The organism is Pseudomonas sp. UMAB-40 (assembly GCF_900095275.1).
Lineage (GTDB): Bacteria > Pseudomonadota > Gammaproteobacteria > Pseudomonadales > Pseudomonadaceae > Aquipseudomonas > Aquipseudomonas mandelii_B.
Map to the genome: position 1 here is coordinate 1 of NZ_LT607565.1, position 17,855 is coordinate 17,855.

The window sequence follows — 17,855 nt, forward strand, 5'->3', positions numbered from 1 at the left end:
GTTACGCAGCGAGCCTGGAGAGTGTCTAGAAAATCCGGGGCGATTCAGTGCTACCGGCTGATGCTCTTGAAAAGCGTACTCGAACAGTTCAAGACCTTTGCCCAAGCGGTTCCTTGCGTTGTACGCTTCGATGGTGAGTCCAAGAGGGGCCTTGGTCAGCTTTGCTTGTTTGTAGTCTCGCTCAGCCGCCGTTCGCAAGAAGGTTGCCTTCACCTCTTCGGTGCCGTCCAGCTCATAAAAGATGTGTCCAAAGTAGAGGACTCGTTCCTGTGCATCGGCTATCAGGTAGAAGTTGTACACCGTTTCTTTCATGGTAGCTCCGTGCTCATGCTGCGCTGGTGAAGGTGTATTCCTGTCAGCGGAGCTGACGTTTATTCAGTCGTTAGGGCGGGAAGCTTCTTGATGGCGTCCAGCTTCTGCTGAGCGGATGCACCGCGACTGTACGTGTCGTGAGTCTCACTGCCGTTCGCATGTCCGACAATTTCTTGAACAATGTAATCCGGTACATCTGCTCTCAGCAGTGTGGTGATCACGGTGTTTCGCGTTGAGTGGAACACGTGCAGCGGGCCGAATCCCTGCTTCTCCTTCAATTTGCCGAACGCCCTCGATAGCGCATGCGACCTTTTCAGGTAGAGGTTTTCGGTTGCGGGGATCAGGAAGTCGTCGGTTGAGTCTTTTATCAAACGCTCAATGACATTCTTGAGCGCCGGGTGAACCGGTACGATTCGTCTGGACTTCTTGTTCTTCCCTTTCAGGAAGTTGAAGCTGGTGATCCCGTCTTCCTTGATGATGTGTTCAGTCTTCAATTGGCAAAGCTGTTCGATACGGCACCCCGTAAAGGCGCCCAGCAATATCAAATCAGCGAGTGGCATGTTCCCGGCGTCTTGTGCAGCTTTGTGAAGCTTCTCCAGCTCGGCAACAGTGTATGCCTCCCGTTTTTCGCCTGCTGTTTCTCTGCCTCCACCTTTGGGCAACTCATGCCCTTTAAAGGGGTCAGCCTTGTCTTTGTATTCCACGCGCCATCCGGCGTCGTAGCGGACTGCCCACGACCAGAGTGCCGTTCCCGACATCAAGTGCTGGCTGAGTGTTGCAGGCGCTCGATTGAGTGATTTTATCCATGCATCAATCGAGTCGAATTCGAGTGGTAGCGAATTATCCTTGAGGAATTTAGACAAATCCTCCATCCGCCTCACTTGTTGATCGACGTGTTTAGGGGCGCCTCCACGGCTCTCCCGGAACTCGCGGAACGCCTTGAGTCTGGCATCGGTGATTGGCGACTTCGGCTTGTGTGCCTTGGGGTCGTTGAGTATCAGTAGGGCTTCCGCCTGTTCTGCCGGAGACAGCTCGTGTAGTTCGCCGAATCGTCTAACCAAGATTGCCGATGCCACTTCGTTTGCAAACCTGATTTTAACCTGCGCACCGTCTTCCCCCGGTATCGCGAAAATCCTGTTAGCTTCCTCTTGGCGTGCTTCCAGCTCTGGGAGGTTGGTGAAGGATGTGAACTCGCTTTTGAGAGCGAGAGGGGCGGGCTCGGTTCGATATTCCTCGCCTAAAGCCGCCGCAATTTTCATGTCGCGTACTCTCAGTGCGAGGTCTTGAGCTGCTGCCGCTACCGGATCTTTCCAAGCGTCACCACGCGCCGCCCGTTTTCCCCTTGCTTGTGCAATCGCCGCCTTCCACTCAGCAATGAACGCATGCCGCCGTTCCATAGCTTCGGAACGAAGGCCCGTCTGCAAAGACCGAACGAATACAGTTTTTCCGCCCAATGCTGATCGCACATCAGCCGGGATCGATAGCTTGACGTACCAAGTGCCTTCGCCGGGTTTCTGAATCAGATTGTCAGCCATGGTTGGGTGCGCCGGGGGAAAGTGGTAAGGCTGATTGTGCCACTCAATTGTGCCACTCGCTACTGGGAGAGGCCCGGAATACGGGGTTTAAAGGGCTTGATGGGTGATAAAATAGAATCTCTCCTTCACCGCCAAATTCGATGTAACCAGAACCCCTGATTTCGAGAGAAATCAGGGGTTTTGTGGTTTTTGGCGTTAGAATTTGAATCTTGACACCGTTGTTGGCTCAAGCGAATGAGCGAAGTCACTTCTGAAAATGATGTAGGAATAGTGAGAGGAGTGTGGGAAGTAATGCAGGAACGCCAGGCGGATGGGGGCTTCTGTAGATTCAAGCGCCTCAAATGAGCCATCTCGGGAAGGGGTATTCGTTTTGCACCTCTGGGGTACAAAATGAATCAAAGGGCAGCGCATATGGCGCCCCCCACTATCCGGAATGGACAGACGTGCGTTATGCAGGAAATGATCATGAAACAGGCAGAGCTGGAAAAGGTTCATGTGGAAATCGTCAAGCTGATGGCTGAGCAGCGAAAGCTGAACGCTGAAGCCGGCAAGATGACCCGTGAAACCTTTTGGTATCCAGTGGCGGTTGCGACTGGACTGATAGGCACGGTGGCAACCATCACGACGGTGTTGATCAAGCTTCTTTGACTCTGCCAATACGCTTGAAGATTAGCGATACATGAGTTTCGAAGCCCAGCGCCACTGCTGGGCTTTTTGTTTTCAACGATTGGCCGCCTAGGAATAATGCGCGCCTGAATGAAGAGGGAATCCCCATGATCACGACCACAACCCACGCCATCGAAGGCCGACAAATCACTGCTTACTTGGACATCGTCAGCGCCGAGTCGGTGCAGGGCGTCAACGTTATCCGCGACTTGTTCGCTGGCATGCGGGATTTCTTCGGTGGGCGTTCCCAGACGCTGGAGCGGGCGTTGAAGGAGGCGCGGATCCAGGCGACCGAGGAGATCAAGGAGCGGGCACGGGCGCTTCAGGCGGATGCGGTGGTGGGGCTCGATTTTGAGATCAGCATGCCGGCCGGCAAGGGCGGGATGGTCGTGGTGTTTGTGACCGGGACGGCGGTCAAGCTGAGGTGAGTGACGGAATGAATCTGTTTAATCGTCAATTGATTTTGTAGGAAGCGGCGGGGGCCATTCGTCGGGCATGCGGAAAACTGAATTACAAGTCCGGTAATGACCGGCTAGTCTCAAAAGCCTTGGTGGTCGGTATTTTTCAGGCAATGGGCTTGCCGGTATCGATCCCGCTTTGAGAGGGGAAGGGCTATGGCTGATCCGTATATCGAAGACGACGGGGCAGAATTTCCAATCAACAATTGTGTGCAGTGTGGCCAGACGGAGTATGTGGCGGGCTTCGGTGAAGATCCGATCCAGATCAACAAAGTTAAATCCACCGCGACCAAAGTGGTCAGGTCGAAGTTTTTGCCCAAAAGAGTGACATCCAGGAAGTAATGGTCAACCGGACAAACCCCGCCAATGAGTGGGGTTTTTATTTTTAGAGGGGCTCGACACCCCGAAAATGGCCGACCGACAAACGAGAATTTTCTGTTGATGTTTTTTCACAAAGTTTTCACACCGGCCTACGTAGTCTCAGCTCATCCGTTAGAAAGCAGTACCATAGCCCGTTCCCCAGCGGGCTTTTTTTTGCCTGTCATAAAACCTTTTCCATAAAAGCTGTCCAAACGTCGCCAATTGCGAGGAGCGGCGGATTTTGTGTGGACGTTTGCTCCTCGAAAGCATTCAATCCCCGGCTTTTCGGTATTCCCTATTTTTGAGGTTTTTCGTCATGCGTTTAACACTGCCTGCTCTGGTTCTGGGACTTCTGGTGACTCAAGGTGCGATGGCTGCCGGTGATGGCACTGCTGCGATCGGTGGTGGTCTGGGTGGTGCGTTGGGTAACGTGGTCGGCCAGAGCATGGGCGGCAGCACCGGCGCGGCAATCGGCGCAGGCGTTGCGGGCGCAGCCGGCAGTGCCGTGGCCGCACGGAAAGGCAGCCGCACCAAAGCGGCCATTGGTGGCGGTGTCGGCGCGGCCGGTGGTTCGGTGATCGGCAACAGCCTGGGCGGCAAGACCGGTTCGACCATTGGTGCAGGCTTGGGCGGCGCATTGGGCGGCGGCGTGGGCAGCAATCTGGCCAAAGGTCACAAGCGTCACTGATCCTGAGCGATCACCTCGAAAAGCCCGGCTATGTGCCGGGCTTTTCGTATCTGGATGTTTCGTTTTTCACAGACTTCGAATTTACAGCTGTCCAACCTTCATCGCTGGCCGGATTCAGTGAGTGCAGGTGCTAGACTCACGCCCATCCGCAATGCGTACTCTTACCCCCGATGCGGAATTTGAGGTTCATATCATGCGTTTGACATTGTCCACGTTGTTTCTGGGACTTTTGGTCGCTCAAGGTGCAATGGCTGCCGGTGATGGCACTGCGGCAGTGGGTGGCGGCCTTGGCGGCGCACTGGGTAACGTAGTGGGTCAGCAAATGGGCGGCAGCACCGGCGCAGCGATTGGCGCCGGCGTTGGCGGCGCTGCGGGCAGTGCGGTGGGTGCGAACAAGGGCAGTCGCACAGAGGCAGCGATTGGCGGCGGATTAGGCTCGGCAGGCGGCTCGGTGATCGGCAATAGCCTTGGCGGTTCTACCGGCTCGACCATTGGCGCAGGCCTGGGTGGCGCAGCGGGTGGTGCGGTCGGCAACAACCTCGGCAACGACAACGGCGGCTCCCATTCCGGGGGCGGTCACAAAAACAAGCACAAGAACAAACACAAAAATAAACATCACTGATTCGACATCGAGTGATATCAGAAACCCGGCCCAGGCCGGGTTTTTCGTATCTGCTCGCTGGACCCCGGAACGTTTGGTCGCAGGCCGCCTCGAACGTCATACACCCCAACGTTAAGAGGACTGCCATGACTCCTGAAACCGAAGGCAAAGAAGAAAAAGGCCCGAGCGGGCTTCCGTTCATCAATGACCCCGGCAACGAAGATCCGGGTTCTCTGATGGATGACGCAACGGTGCCGCTCAACGATTCCGATGACGCCGGCGATGTGGGAAACCTCGAGTATGAAGAAGAGGAAGCAGACGAAGACTGACCGGCGTTGTAGTGCTATCGACCGATCGTCTTTCTAATCGAACGCAAGCATTGCCCAGCCCTCGAAATTTCAGGGCCTGCTTTTCAGGCCCTTCGAGAGGTGCTTTATGAATGCTGATCCGAAAGTCGACGATGACGACACCCCTGAATACCCGCTGCCTTCGCCCACCGATTCCTTGAGTCGCGATCAACGTCCGCCTGACGATGACACTGCGGTTGAGCAAGTGCCGACTGATGATGTGAAACGTGGCGATGTCGAGGCCACGCCCGAAGATCCGGATATTGCCGGTAACGATGCATCCGGTGAGCCGAGTTGAAAAACCATTCGTCGATTGAGCGGCACCATTAAAAAGCGATCGCTGCCAGATATCAGGTACGCACCTTTTTAAAGGAGATGCACCATGATCAGGTCAACCTTGATGGTCCTGACGGTGAGCGGCGTGTTGTCGGTCAGTTCAATGGCGGCGTTTGCTCAATCTTCCGGTAATGACGCGCCGGTTGAAAAGGGCGGGATGCCGCCTTCCACTGAAATGAATGCGGGTTATGGAAACGGGAAGGCGTTGCCGCCTGGCTCCATTGGTGGTGGTAATGCTGGTGATGCGAACGGGAGTAGCACGAGCCCGGGGGCGGGAAGCGGGTCGATGAGCGGTGGAAGTTCGACTGGGAGCGGTTCTGGAGGTGGGTCTGGAGGATCCGGTAGTTCTGGTGGTTCAGGGATGAGCGGTGGTGGGAGCGGTGGAAGTTCGGGGAGTGCGGGAGGAGGGACGGGTGGAGCTGGGGGTGGGACTGGTGGTTCGGGTGGTTAGCCCGGCTGTTATTCAAAAATCAAAGCCCAGCAACGAGCTGGGCTTTTTGTTGAATAGGCGAGCGGATTGTAAAAATGGATGGGCAAAGTTGGTTATTGTTCCTTATTGATCACATTCTGAGCAGCATTTATCTCTTCGATAAGTAATCGAATCGTACCAGCCGTTGAGTACACGAGTGGCGCGTCCCAGTTGTAATCCTTGATAACTCTGATTTGAAAAGAACCTTTTATATCGAATGATGGATACCAGCCGACATCTAGCAAGTGTGTGCCTTGATAATCCACTTGAAGCATGTCTTCTTTCAGTAGGTCGATCTGATTTGAAAGATCGATCTTTTTCAATACGGAAATCTCATCGTAAGTGATTTTTCCCGTGATGAATGTTAGGTCAATCACTCGTCCGTTTCCAATATTAGATCTCTGCGGCTGGATGTTCATGCATCGTTCTGACGCTTAGCTGGTTGCGGATCTTACTTGCAACCCAATACATCTCTCGTGCTGGCTGCTTGGACGTGATTGTTGTTTCTATAGGAAATTAACATCAATACGATCTACTTCTAGTTTTAAAAAAGTATCGTTTAATTCCGGGTGCTCGTAATGTATGTCTTCATCATGAAAGTCCGTGAACGATTCAAAGATTTCGTTTTTTAATGTGCCGCACAGAAAGTAAGCATAGCCTTTTGCTTTTTTCTCAATAAGCGCGGTATTATTAGGTGTTTTTGCTATCTGATAAGAATCGGGCAGATTTAACGTTAGCTCGGCTTGATATATTTTTCCGATTTCTATTTTGTGAGGGCATGAGTTGATAAAACATTCAACGGTGTGTCCGTCAATCAGGAGTGTTACGTCTTCTTCGTTCGTCTCGCTGACGTGAAGGATCTTTATAGTTTTTATGTCATTCATTTTAAGGTCTGGTGGTTTTATCTTGGGGTGTTGTTTAGTTAAATAAACTTGCCCCATTAACCCAGTTTTAACTGGGCTTTTTTAGTGGAGGTGTCTGGCTAATTTCAGCTGCTCCCTTTAACTTGTCACTCGGTTTTTTATTTTTGTACGAGTTGATTTTTATGGTCCATAGCCCCCCATGCTAGTGCACTAATGATTCGAGCCAGCGCTTATAGAAATCCCTTTGTTCTTGTATGTCATTTGTGATGTCTGTCTCTTCAAAATCGAAGATATTAACCACGTCTTCTGTATCAGTGGGTTGTCCCATATGAAGTTCATACGCAACTATTCCGCCAGCCATTTGCGACGCCATGCGTGATGGGTGCACATTGAGTTTGGCACCTTTGCATAGAAAACTTATTTCTGGAAAATCGGCTCGCAACAGCCCAAAGCATTCGTAAAGATCTTGAGCCGTGTACGTTTTACTCAGGCCATTTTTCATTTTGAACGCTAACGTCAGATTTTTTCGGTCGCATTCGATTGAGGTTTTTTCAGTAACTCCGCAGGTGTTTATGGAGATTTCTATTGTTTTTTTCATGATCACTTCCTGCGTGGGTTAGGAATTGAGTAGCCCTTATAGCTGCCATCGGCGTTGACGGGGGTAACACCGAGAATGTCTCGACTGTCTACGCCTCCAGGCATAGCTATTTCAGTCTCACGACTATGAGGCGACATCATGCCGAGTTTTTTATTCACATCTATCCCGCGAATATTTTTTATTACGTAGACGAAGCCGTCTTCATATCCGTAGCCCGTTGCAAATTTTATAGCTTCCTTTTCTGAAGTCGAAGTACTGACAAAGAAGCTGGGAGGGCTCCGGTTGTCCAATGCGTGTAGGTAGAGGTCCATACTGTCTCCCAGTGGCTCAAAACCCGCTTCAAAAATTTCCCAGTCTTCTCGTGAGTCTCCACGGTACAAATACCGATTCTTTGGTTTCGTGGAAGGAGCAGCGGGCTCCCCCTCATCAACCTTCACCTTCCCCGCCGGATCCTCATCCCCAAACGAAGGCCTCTTACACCCATCCCCCCCAGGACAATCATTCAACCCCAGCGGATCAACCCACCCCGTCGGATTGCGCGTGTACTGATATCCGTTTAACCCACCCGCCAACTTGCTCGGATCCGGCGTCAGATACCGTCCCAGGTCCGGGTTGTAGTACCGGTGCCGGTTGTAATGCAGTCCCGTCTCCGCATCGTAATACTGCCCCTGAAACCGTAACGGCTGATCCAGAACCTGATGGGTATCGCGGTTCAGGCGTGTCAGGCGGCCATACGCCGTGTATTGCGCGGCCCAGATAATGTCGCCGCCGTAGTCGGTGAGTTCTTGCGGTGTCCCAAGGTGGTCGAGTTGGTAGTAGAACGGGCAGGCCTGGCGCGGGCCTTTGCCGTCGAGCATGGCCAGTGGGCGGAAGGTGCCGGGTTCGTAGACGTAGCTGCGGTAATGCTCGCGGCCACTTTCGGCGACGAGGTTGTCGCCCTGCCAGAAGTACTCGGTGGTATGGCCTTCGACGGTTTTGCTGATGCGGCGGCCGAAGGCGTCGTAGCGGTAGCTGGCGGTGTTGCCGTTCGGGAGGGTGACGCCGGTCAAGCGGTGCTGGCAGTCGTAGCGGTATTCGGTGACGAGTTTTTGGGCGGTGCCTCGGCGCTCGCGGATCAGGTTGCCGAAGGCGTCGTAGTCGAAATGGCGATCGCCTTGCATCAGCAGGCGATTGCCTTTTAGGGTGGCGGGGCCGGGCCGATCCTGCATCACCAGGTTGCCGGCGGGGTCATGGGCGAAGCTTTCGGGCTGCTGGTCGCGGGAGTGGCGGACGCGGATCAGACGGTCGAGCGGATCGTATTGATAGCTGCGTTGGCCATGACGGGTGTCGGCGATGTGCTCGAGATTGCCGTTGGCGCTGTAGGCATAGTCGCGGCGATACAACGGCTGATGGTGTTGGCTAACGGCGTGGCCTTTCAGGCGGCCTTGTTCGTCGTAGTCATAGTGGTTGAGCAACAGGCCTTGTTGGCGTTGAAGCTCGCGGCCGGACTTGTACGTGTGGCTTGTAAGGCGTGTGCCGTTCAGGTCGATGGCTGTCAGCGCACCACCCTTGGCGTGGTGATAGTCGAGTTTGCTGTTGTCTGGCAGACGCAGATGGTTGAGTTTGCCGCAGGCGTCGTAGGCATAGCGCAGCGTGCCCCAGCCCTGATGCTCGGTGATCAGGCGGTTCTGCTGGTCGTACTCGAACTCCAGCGGATGGTCCTGGCCGTCATCGACGCTGACCAATCGACCGAGGCGGTCATGGCGATACTCGACGTTGACACCATTGGGCAGGTTTTTGACCAACAGGCGTCCGGCTGCATCCCGCTGGTAACTCGTAAACAGCTTCGAGCCGTCATCACCGAATTCGGTTTTTTCCAGTAGATGGCCGTTGAGGTCGTAGGCATATGCTGTACGCCGGCCATCGAAGCCGGTTTCCTGTCGGATCAATCCGCCGGGCGTGTAGTCCAGTCGATAGTGTTCGCCGGATTCGTTTTCGATATCTGTCAGGAGCAGCCGGGCGTTGTCGTAGCGATAACGCAACTGCGTGCCGTCGGGATTGATTCGGCGGCTGACCAGGTGCAGGTCATCGTCGTATTCAAAACGGGTGACGCGCCCCAGTTCATCGCGTTCGGCGGTGATTTTGCCGTAGGCGTTGTAACTGAACGCACGTCTGGCGCCTGTAGGGAGAATCGTCTGGATCAGTCGGCCAACGGCGTCCCATTGGTATTGAGTGACGGCGCCGTGTTCGTCCTGGCGGGCTATCTGCCGACCCAATACATCGTAGGAAAAACGCCGCTGACCGCCGTCCGGCAACGTCTCTTCGACCAGTTGCCCGATGGCATCCCACACGAACACATGACGGCCAGTGTCCGGGTAACGGATAGACAGCAACCGTCCTTGAGCATCGTAGTGGTAGTGAGTGATGTGACCATCGGGATCGATGGCCTCGGTGACATCCCCCTGAACATTGCGTCGGTATTTCCACACCGCTTTACCGCGATATCGCGCATGCAGGAAACCGTAGCGATATTCGTAGGACGTTGGCTCGTCTTCCGGTGGAATCAGCGCGATCAGCCGCCCGACCTCGTCGTAGCGATACTGGGTGATCGCCCCTGATGGACCGCGCTCGGTCGTCAATCGGCCCTGGTCGTCGTAGGCCTTGAGATGCTCGCCACCATCCGGCTCAACCCGACGCACCAATCGCGCCTTATCGTCATGGACATAAACTTCTTCGCTGCCATCGACGTTTTTAACCAGCACTGCGCCGTCGTCATCCCAGGCATAACGCGTATCCATCTGCGAAAAAGTCGCCCAGTGCCTGACACATCTGGCCGCCTTGCCAGACCTTTCCCACTCCCAAAAGAAACTTGCCCCACCGGCCAGTTGCCGCTGGAGAATCACGTGTTGATCGTCGTAGTCGTACCGCTCGCTTTCGCCGGCAGCATTGGTCGCTTCGATCAGGCGGTGACGCGCGTCGTACCGGTAGGCAATCAGCGTTTGCTCGGTATGCCAGGCATCCACCAACCCGTCGGCGGAGTGAAACGACTGATACTCGACCGTCATGATGTGCCGGCGTTCGTAACGCAATAGCAGTGAACGTCCTGTACCGTTGTCGATGCGTTGAATGCGATCCTGACGGTCGCGGGTGATGTGCAGCCGGTTGTCGTAGGCATCACTGATGGTCGTCAGCCGACCATTCTCAAAGTGATAGAACCGTGACGACTCACCGGCCAGTGCAAGAATCAGCTCCTCAGGTTTATTTCCGAGATAAATGGCCGACCGGGACAGGCTGTTATGAATCGCCGGACGCGAAAGACTGGGCAGTGGAAACGTCGTGCGACGGTTTTCATGGTCGGTCCAGACGACCTGTTCTGCGTCCAGCTCCAGGCGATGCGCCAGCGAATGACTCCATCCCCAACCCAGCCCGCAATCCATTTCCACGGCGCTGGTTCGGTACAACCGGGTAAACGCGAAAGGCAGCAAGCCGTTAAGCGATCCATCGTCGAGTGTCAGCAATTCTTCGCCGGTGACCATCGACACCGGGCATCCGTTGGTGCAAGTCAGCGGCCCGCAATCGGCGCTGTCGCCGTTGGGGTTTTTCGCTTGATCGGGAACGTCGTCACGGTATTCCTGCCGGCCCAGCCGGGTCATGGCTGCGGATTTGTCGCGAGCAATGGCGACCGGATTTTTCACTAACAAAACTGGCGTAGTGCCCGTGCTGATCTGCAACGGCACGGCGGGCGCGGGGTTTAGCGGAGCATTTCGGACATTGACCGCGAGGGGTTTGAGCACCCCAGCGTGGGTCGTCAGGTCGGATTTGGCCTCCAGCCCGGCCAACCTCAGGCTCGCGGCGGCCAGCCAGTTGCGCGCGCGGTCGGATTTGACCTTGTCCAACACCCTGGCGCTGATGCCAAGCTTCAACCCGGCAGAACCCGTGAAGCGCGCGAGCAGGAAGCCGATCAATATTCCGGTACGAATCTCCGCCACGACTTCGGCAATGAACTGCGGCGGCAACATCCTCAGCCAACTGGTGATCGCCGCCAGATGAATGAACATCAGCGGCTCATCACTCAACACCAGCAACAGATTGGCGATGGATTGCGCTGAAGCCTCCAGCAGCGTTTCAAGTTCGGTTTCGGTCAGGTACTCAAGGAGTTTTTCACTGTTCGCTTGCAGGTCCGCGATCAACTCGTAGATCTGCTTCACGTCATCCCACAACCCGTTCAGCGAATTCTCGAAACCGCGCCAGTCGGCCTGTTGCAGCAGGCCGTAACGCTTGATGAAACCGGCCTCGGCGAACTCGGCCCATGAGGGTTCGAATTCGATCGTCCACTCGTTACGCAGCCAGCCTTCCAGACCTCTGATGACGCCTTGATAAGAGGCATAAAGCGCTTTGACATGTTCAGCGGAAACATTCGGGAAGAAGGTGATGCGGTAACGCAGGCTGCGTTCGCACTCGCGGATTTCGAGGATGCCGCTGGGGCCGATCTCGTCATAAACCGGCTTGCCGAACGTACCGTCAGCGTTCAAAGGCTCAAGCATCACCGGGGTGTTGCCGATCGGCACGAACCGCGCTGCGTCGAACATGTGCACCAGCGTCAGGGGACCCGCCGCCCGGCACGCGGCGACGGTGGAACTGACAGGCGTGGTGGAGTTCTTGGGCGCGACCAGGCGAACGTCGTGACCGACCTTGAACACCTGTTCGATATCCAGCGCCTTGCCGGTCCAGAAACTTTCGGCCCAGGCGTCGTAGTCATTGAGGCAAAGCCGGAAGTCACCGAGCAGCGCTTCGACATCCGGCTGCTCGGGGTCCATGGCGGCAACCACCAGCAAGCCGATGGCGTTATTCAAGGCCAGTACCTTGTCAGGTACGAACATTCGCAGTCCCTCGCGCAGATCAAGTTTGAGCGCGAGACTTTGCTTGGGATCAACGGGTAAAGAAGTCGGGAAAGGAGGCGTTTTATGTAGGGAAAATCGCTAAATGACGACGAGCACTTTTTGTATCTGTCAGGGATTGCCCGTTGCTCGATGGCCGCCGCGCTCGCTATGCTGCTGAATCCTTTAATCGATCACGGACCCGGCCGCACCTGAGCCGCCTCTGGGATGTCATTAGAAAACGGATCAGATGCGATGAATGCACCGCTGAATGAATACGGCCCGATCAAGGCCGTGATTTTTGATATGGACGGCTTGCTGCTGGACACCGAGGGCATTTATACCGAGGTCACGTCCATGATTGCCGCGCGCTACGGTCGGGTCTTCGACTGGAGTATCAAGCAGAACATCATCGGCCGTGGCGCGGGTGATCTGGCGCGGTACGTGGTCGAGGCGCTGGAGTTGCCCATCACCGCCGAAGAGTTTCTGGTGATCCGCGAACCGCTGATGCGCGAGCGTTTTCCGCAAGCGCTGGCGATGCCTGGCGCCGAGGAACTGGTCCGGCACTTGAAAGCCAACAACATTCCAATCGCGGTCGGCACCAGTTCTTCGCGCCAGTCATTCGGCCAGAAAACCACCTTGCACCGCGACTGGTTCGCGCTGTTCGACTTTGTTGTGACGGCCGATGACCCTGAAGTGGGCGCGGCCAAACCGGCGCCGGACATCTTCCTCACGGCGGCGCGGCGCCTGGGCGTTGCGCCCGAAGACTGCCTGGTGTTCGAAGATTCGCCGTTCGGTGTCACGGCGGCGAAAGCGGCGGGGATGACGGCGATTGCGATTCCCGACGCGGCGATGGCTGACGAAAAGTATGCGCACGCGGATGGCATTCTTCGTTCGTTGAAGGCGTTCAAGCCGAGTGCTTGTGGTTTGCCAGCCCTCGAATGGGCTTGATGTAGAAATGTGGGAGTGAGCCTGCTCGCGAAAGCGGAAGGTCAGACGACATCAATGTCGCCTGACACACCGTCTTCGCGAGCAGGCTCGCTCCCACATTTTAATTGCGTCTAGCGCATCAGGCGCCAAAACCACCGTCGATAGTCAGGCTCGCCCCTGTGATGTAACCGGCTTCCGGCCCTACCAGGTAGGCGACAAAACTGGCGATTTCCTCTGCTTTGCCGTAACGGCCCACAGCCATCAGCGGGATCAGGCTGTCGGCGAAATCACCACTGGCCGGGTTCATGTCGGTGTCGACCGGGCCCGGTTGCACGTTGTTGATGGTGATGCCGCGCGGGCCGAGGTCGCGGGCCAGGCCTTTGGTCAGGCCGACCAGCGCCGACTTGCTCATGGCGTAAGGGCCGCCACCGGCGAAGGGCATGCGGTCGGCGTTGGTGCTGCCGATGTTGATGATGCGACCGCCTTCAGTCATGTGCTTGGCGGCGGCCTGGGTGGCGATGAACACGCTGCGCACGTTGATGGCCAGGGTCTGGTCGAAATCTTCGAGTTTGAAGTCCTCCAGTGGCGCAACGGCCAGCACGCCGGCGTTGTTGACGAGGATGTCGAGTCGACCAAAGGTTTCTACGGTGGTGGTCACGGCGTTGCGAATGGCCTCGGCGTCGGCGCTGTCGGCCTTGATGGCGAGGGCTTTGCCGCCATTGCCAGTGATGCTGTCTTGCAAGGCTTCGGCTTTGGCCGTGGAGCTGACGTAGGTGAAGGCAACAGTCGCGCCTTCAGCGGCCAGGCGTTTGACAATGGCGGCGCCGATGCCGCGGGACCCGCCTTGAATCAAAGCCACTTTGCCGCTGAGGTTTTGAGTAGTCATAACGATCTCCGAAGTCCCGAGGCGAGATGTCTCGGTTGATGGAGCCTAGTATCGATTGGGGATTACACGCTGTGTAGACGGCAATTGCGATAGTCTGTGTAAACCAGAAGTTTATAGTGGCGCCTATGGAAACCTTCAGCAGTATCGAATGCTTCGTGCGCAGCGCCGAGGTTGGCAGCTTCGCCGAAGCCGCGCGACGCTTGAGTCTGACCCCCGCGGCGGTGGGCAAAAGTGTTGCAAAGCTTGAGGCCCGGCTGGGTGTGCGGCTGTTCCAGCGCAGCACGCGCAGCCTGACGTTGACCGAGGCCGGTCATCTGTTTCTCGGCGAAGTCAGTTCCAGCTTGCACACAATCCAGAATGCGGTGGCCAACCTCGCCAGCGCCGAGGGTCGGCCGGCGGGAACACTGAAGGTCAGCATGGGCACGGTGTTCGGGCGTTTATATGTGGTGCCCTTGCTGGGCGAGTTTCTGCGGCGTTTTCCGGCGATCAACCCGGATTGGCATTTCGATAACCGTCAGGTCGATCTGATCGCTCAGGGTTTCGATGCGGCGATTGGTGGGGGATTCGAGCTGCCGCAAGGCGTGGTGGCGCGCAAGCTGACGCCGGCGCATCGGGTGTTGGTGGCTTCGGCCGGGTATCTGGCGGCGCGGCCTGCGATCGTCGAGCCCGATCAACTCAAGGACCACGACGGCATCCTGATCCGTTCCCCACAAACCGGTCGGGTGCGTTCCTGGCAATTGACCAGTCGTAATCAGCAACACAACCCGCTGACGCTCAAGGCGCGTATGACCATGAGTGATTCGGAAGCGGCGTGTGCGACAGCGGCCCAGGGGTTGGGCATCGCGTTGGTGAGCATGCCGTTTGCGGCGGGGTATCTGCAGGCCGGGACGTTGCAACGAGTGTTGCCGGACTGGTATGTCGACGACGGAAACATTTCTATCTATTACGCGGAGCACAAACTGCTGCCGGGCAAGACCCGGGCGTTTGTGGATTTCATCATTGAGCAGTTTGCGGAGCAGGGGTTGGGGCAGCGGTTCAGTGCGGTTTGAGTTTGGCTTGATACCGAGTCGTCCCCATCGCGGTCAAGCCACGCTCCCACAGGTTTTGCGTTGTTCACATCACCGTGGAACGACGCAAACTCTGTGGGAGCGTGGCTTGCCCGCGATGGGGACGACTCGGTTTACCTTTGTAAACTCAGCGACCGAACCGCCCCGGCCAACCAATAATGTTCTTCGGTCGCGGCGTCGCATACGTCCGCACCTTGGAAGTGGACAACCCCAACCGCACCAGCGATTCGGCAATGGTCACCGCCGCCGTCACGCCATCCACCACCGGAACCCCGGTGCGCTGGCGAATCTGTTCATCCAGCCCGGCCATGCCGCCGCAGCCCAGGCAAATCACTTCAGCCTTGTCTTCCTTTACCGCCAGTTCCGCCTGACGGACAATCGCCTCCAGCGCCCGCTGCGGATCGGATTCCAGTTCCAGCACCGCCAGGCCACTGGCCCGCACCGACGCGCAACGGTCCCACAGCCCCGACAGTTTCAGCCGGTCCTCGATCAGGGGCACGGTGCGGTCCAGGGTGGTGACCACCGAGTAGGCATGACCGAGGAACATTGCCGTACTGGCCGCCGCATCGGTGATGTCCACCACCGGAACGTTGAGCAATTCCTGCAAGCCTTCGCGACCGTGTTCGCCGTAACCGGCCTGGATCACGGCATCGAAGGGCTGGTCGTAGGCCATGACCCGGTCCATTACGGCGATGGCGGCCAGGTAGCTTTCGAAATTGCCTTCGATGGAGTCGGCGCCGAAGTAGGGCGTCAGGCCGACGATTTCCGTTCCCGGCGCGGCCACCGCCTGGGCGGAACGGGCGATGGCCTGGGTGATGGATTCGGTGGTGTTGACGTTGACCACGAGAATTCGCATGAGCAGTCCTTATTGCAGGGTGGTTCTGCGGCCCGTCGCTGCCGGGCCGCCAGTGGATTAGTGGCAGACGTTGTCGACCGCGATGCTTTCACCGCTGACGTCGGCGTAATGGGGCTGCCGTTTGGCGATGATCAGGTAGAGCATTCCGGCGATCCCGGCGCCAATCAGCCACGAGAACGGTGAAACGAGGTGGAAACCCGGCGCCAGCGCCAGGACGATGGCGATCAACGCGGCAGGAATAAACGCCGCTACGGCGCGTAAATTGACCCCACGGCTGTAGTAATAAGCGCCGTTGGGGTCCTCGCTGTACAACTGCGGCACGTTGACCTGACCTTTTCGTACAAGCCAGTAGTCGACCATGATCACGCCATACAACGGCCCGAGCAGAGCGCCGAGGCCGGACAGGAAATACACGATCACCAGCGGGCTGTTGTAGAGGTTCCACGGCAGGATCAGCACTGCGATGGTCGCGCTGATCAGGCCGGCGCGGCGGAAGGTCAGGTACTTGGGCGCCAGGTTGCTGAGCACGAAGGCCGGGGCGACGAAGTTGGCCATGATGTTCACCGCCACGGTGACGATCAAGAACGCCAGGCAGCCGAGCACCAGGAAGATGGTATTGGGGATCGAGGCGATGATTTCAGTCGGGCTTTCGATGATCCGGCCATTGATCTGAAATTGCGCACCACAGAGCAGGACGGTGATGGCCGCGAACACCAGAATATTCACCGGCAGACCCCAGAAATTTCCGACCTTGATGGTTTTGCGGCACGGCGATGACCGGGCGAAGTCGCAGAAGTTGAGGATCAACGTCCCGTAGATCGCCAGCCACAATGCGCCACCGGCAAAAATATTGCGCCACATCTCGCCGCCGGTCAGCGGCTCGCGGATCGACCAGGCGATGGTTGCGTTGGCCTGGGTGTACATCCAGGCGGCGAGGGCGGCGACGGTCAGCAGAATCACCGGCCCGGCGAACGCTTCATAGCGCCGTACCATTTCCATGCCGTAGGCGAGGATGCCCAGTTGCACCAACCAGATCGCCACGAAACACACCCAGCCCAGGCTCGACAGGCCAAGGATCGAGTCGTGGTCGTAGTCGGCGAAGCCGGGATGCACCGCCGTCAGCAACACGCGAAACACCACGGACGCCAGGTACGTCTGAATGCCGAACCAGGCGATGGCGATAACAGCACGGATCAATGCAGGAATCTGCGCTCCGTGGATGCCGAAACTGATCCGGCTGATGACAGGAAACGGCACGCCGGTCTTTTGCCCCATATAACCGGAGAGGTTCATGAAGCAATACACCAGCGCCGCGCCGATGCCCAGGGACAACAGAATCTGCCAGCCACCCAGACCCAGCGCATACAGGCCAATGGCGAAGGAATAGTTGGCGATGTTGTGAACGTCGTTGGTCCACAGGGCAAAGATGCTGTAGCGGCCCCAGCGTCGGCCTTCGGCCTTGGTCGGCGCCAGGTCCTTGTTGTGCAAACGAGGACTGAGCACCACAGGTTCTTGAAAAGTTTGATCTTGAGCGGTGGGTGGAAAGGAGGGCAGATCCAGCGCGATGTTGTTATTGGAGAGGCTAGTACGCATTCCGGCAGGCTCCGAGCTTGGCGTCGCGATGACTGTGCATGAGCGTGGGCTCGACAAATCTTCGTCGCGGGCAATAAGCATCATTGGTTACGGGGCATCTGCAGCCTGTACGGGATAGGGCGCTTCAGGCTTGCGGATCTAAAGTGTGTGTATGTTCTGTTGTAATTGTATACAAAACATATATGAACTTAAGCCATAACCATGCCAGTTACGGACCTATGGAAGTCGTTGTTAATTTCGTTTTGTTAGATGGAAATGATAAGTGACTGAAAAAAAGGCGATATAAATTGACCGATTGAACAGGTAATTATTTTTCGGTACGGGTCGTGGGAAATCGAGAAAGGGGAGGTCAGGAGAGAAGGATGTAACCTTTTGGGGCGCAGAAACTAAAAGTGCACACATAAATGGCACCTATGGTGACATTTGTGTGTACA

The 17,855-nt window shown here is 56.6% G+C and carries 17 protein-coding genes and 1 pseudogene; 9 read left to right on the top strand and 9 right to left on the bottom strand.

What is annotated here, in order from left to right; genetic code table 11:
- Both K0F88_RS20620 and K0F88_RS20625 read right to left on the bottom strand, forming a co-directional pair.
- Positions 1–312, bottom strand: a pseudogene (locus K0F88_RS20620) (hypothetical protein); the annotation flags it as partial.
- A 59-nt stretch (positions 313–371) separates the two neighbouring features.
- Positions 372–1,847, bottom strand: a complete 1,476-nt coding sequence (locus tag K0F88_RS20625) for a tyrosine-type recombinase/integrase (RefSeq protein ID WP_219096359.1) — start codon at positions 1,845–1,847, stop codon at positions 372–374.
- Between the two features lie 465 nt (positions 1,848–2,312).
- Between K0F88_RS20625 and K0F88_RS20630 the strand changes: the two genes are divergently transcribed.
- The 7 genes from K0F88_RS20630 to K0F88_RS20655 all read left to right on the top strand — a co-directional run bounded on the left by K0F88_RS20630 (position 2,313) and on the right by K0F88_RS20655 (position 5,265).
- Positions 2,313–2,495, top strand: coding sequence for a hypothetical protein (locus K0F88_RS20630; RefSeq protein WP_109635988.1), 183 nt, complete (start codon positions 2,313–2,315; stop codon positions 2,493–2,495).
- 125 nt (positions 2,496–2,620) lie between these two features.
- Positions 2,621–2,941, top strand: a complete 321-nt coding sequence (locus K0F88_RS20635) for a YbjQ family protein (RefSeq protein ID WP_094471420.1) — start codon at positions 2,621–2,623, stop codon at positions 2,939–2,941.
- Between the two features lie 186 nt (positions 2,942–3,127).
- On the top strand, positions 3,128–3,313 hold the full coding sequence (locus tag K0F88_RS32495) for a hypothetical protein (protein ID WP_094471421.1): 186 nt from the start codon (positions 3,128–3,130) through the stop codon (positions 3,311–3,313).
- A 334-nt stretch (positions 3,314–3,647) separates the two neighbouring features.
- A complete protein-coding gene (locus tag K0F88_RS20640; RefSeq protein WP_010456583.1) occupies positions 3,648–4,019 on the top strand; it encodes a hypothetical protein in 372 nt (123 codons plus the stop codon).
- Positions 4,020–4,212: 193 nt separating this feature from the next.
- Positions 4,213–4,641: a glycine zipper domain-containing protein gene (locus K0F88_RS20645; protein WP_010456581.1), complete on the top strand. Its 429-nt coding sequence runs from the start codon at positions 4,213–4,215 to the stop codon at positions 4,639–4,641.
- Positions 4,642–4,766: 125 nt separating this feature from the next.
- The gene (locus K0F88_RS20650; RefSeq protein WP_094471422.1) at positions 4,767–4,949 is read left to right on the top strand and encodes a hypothetical protein; all 183 of its coding nucleotides are present in this window, start codon (positions 4,767–4,769) and stop codon (positions 4,947–4,949) included.
- Positions 4,950–5,055: 106 nt separating this feature from the next.
- Complete coding sequence (locus K0F88_RS20655; protein WP_094471423.1) at positions 5,056–5,265, top strand: hypothetical protein; 210 nt, start codon at positions 5,056–5,058, stop codon at positions 5,263–5,265.
- Between the two features lie 581 nt (positions 5,266–5,846).
- Here the strand turns inward: K0F88_RS20655 and K0F88_RS20660 are convergent.
- The 4 genes from K0F88_RS20660 to K0F88_RS20675 all read right to left on the bottom strand — a co-directional run bounded on the left by K0F88_RS20660 (position 5,847) and on the right by K0F88_RS20675 (position 12,092).
- Positions 5,847–6,191 (bottom strand): hypothetical protein, encoded by a 345-nt coding sequence (locus K0F88_RS20660; RefSeq protein WP_257605312.1) that lies wholly within the window; start codon positions 6,189–6,191, stop codon positions 5,847–5,849.
- An 87-nt stretch (positions 6,192–6,278) separates the two neighbouring features.
- Complete coding sequence (locus K0F88_RS20665; protein WP_219096360.1) at positions 6,279–6,656, bottom strand: hypothetical protein; 378 nt, start codon at positions 6,654–6,656, stop codon at positions 6,279–6,281.
- A 181-nt stretch (positions 6,657–6,837) separates the two neighbouring features.
- Positions 6,838–7,233, bottom strand: a complete 396-nt coding sequence (locus tag K0F88_RS20670; RefSeq protein WP_094471425.1) for a hypothetical protein — start codon at positions 7,231–7,233, stop codon at positions 6,838–6,840.
- Positions 7,234–7,235: 2 nt separating this feature from the next.
- Entirely contained in the window at positions 7,236–12,092 is a 4,857-nt protein-coding gene (locus tag K0F88_RS20675) for an RHS repeat-associated core domain-containing protein (RefSeq protein WP_219096361.1), read from the bottom strand.
- 252 nt (positions 12,093–12,344) lie between these two features.
- On the opposite strand from K0F88_RS20675, the gene K0F88_RS20680 reads away from it, so the two are divergent.
- A complete protein-coding gene (locus tag K0F88_RS20680) occupies positions 12,345–13,040 on the top strand; it encodes an HAD-IA family hydrolase (protein ID WP_094471427.1) in 696 nt (231 codons plus the stop codon).
- 118 nt (positions 13,041–13,158) lie between these two features.
- Here the strand turns inward: K0F88_RS20680 and K0F88_RS20685 are convergent, their stop codons facing one another.
- Complete coding sequence (locus tag K0F88_RS20685) at positions 13,159–13,905, bottom strand: 3-oxoacyl-ACP reductase family protein (protein ID WP_219096362.1); 747 nt, start codon at positions 13,903–13,905, stop codon at positions 13,159–13,161.
- Positions 13,906–14,030: 125 nt separating this feature from the next.
- Between K0F88_RS20685 and K0F88_RS20690 the strand changes: the two genes are divergently transcribed.
- Entirely contained in the window at positions 14,031–14,954 is a 924-nt protein-coding gene (locus K0F88_RS20690) for a LysR family transcriptional regulator (RefSeq protein WP_219096363.1), read from the top strand.
- A 145-nt stretch (positions 14,955–15,099) separates the two neighbouring features.
- On the opposite strand, the gene K0F88_RS20695 is transcribed toward K0F88_RS20690, so the two are convergent.
- Together K0F88_RS20695 and K0F88_RS20700 are read right to left on the bottom strand one after the other, a co-directional pair.
- A complete protein-coding gene (locus tag K0F88_RS20695; protein WP_219096364.1) occupies positions 15,100–15,828 on the bottom strand; it encodes an aspartate/glutamate racemase family protein in 729 nt (242 codons plus the stop codon).
- A gap of 57 nt (positions 15,829–15,885) precedes the next feature.
- The gene (locus K0F88_RS20700; protein WP_219096365.1) at positions 15,886–17,421 is read right to left on the bottom strand and encodes an NCS1 family nucleobase:cation symporter-1; all 1,536 of its coding nucleotides are present in this window, start codon (positions 17,419–17,421) and stop codon (positions 15,886–15,888) included.
- Positions 17,422–17,855: the final 434 nt, after the last annotated feature.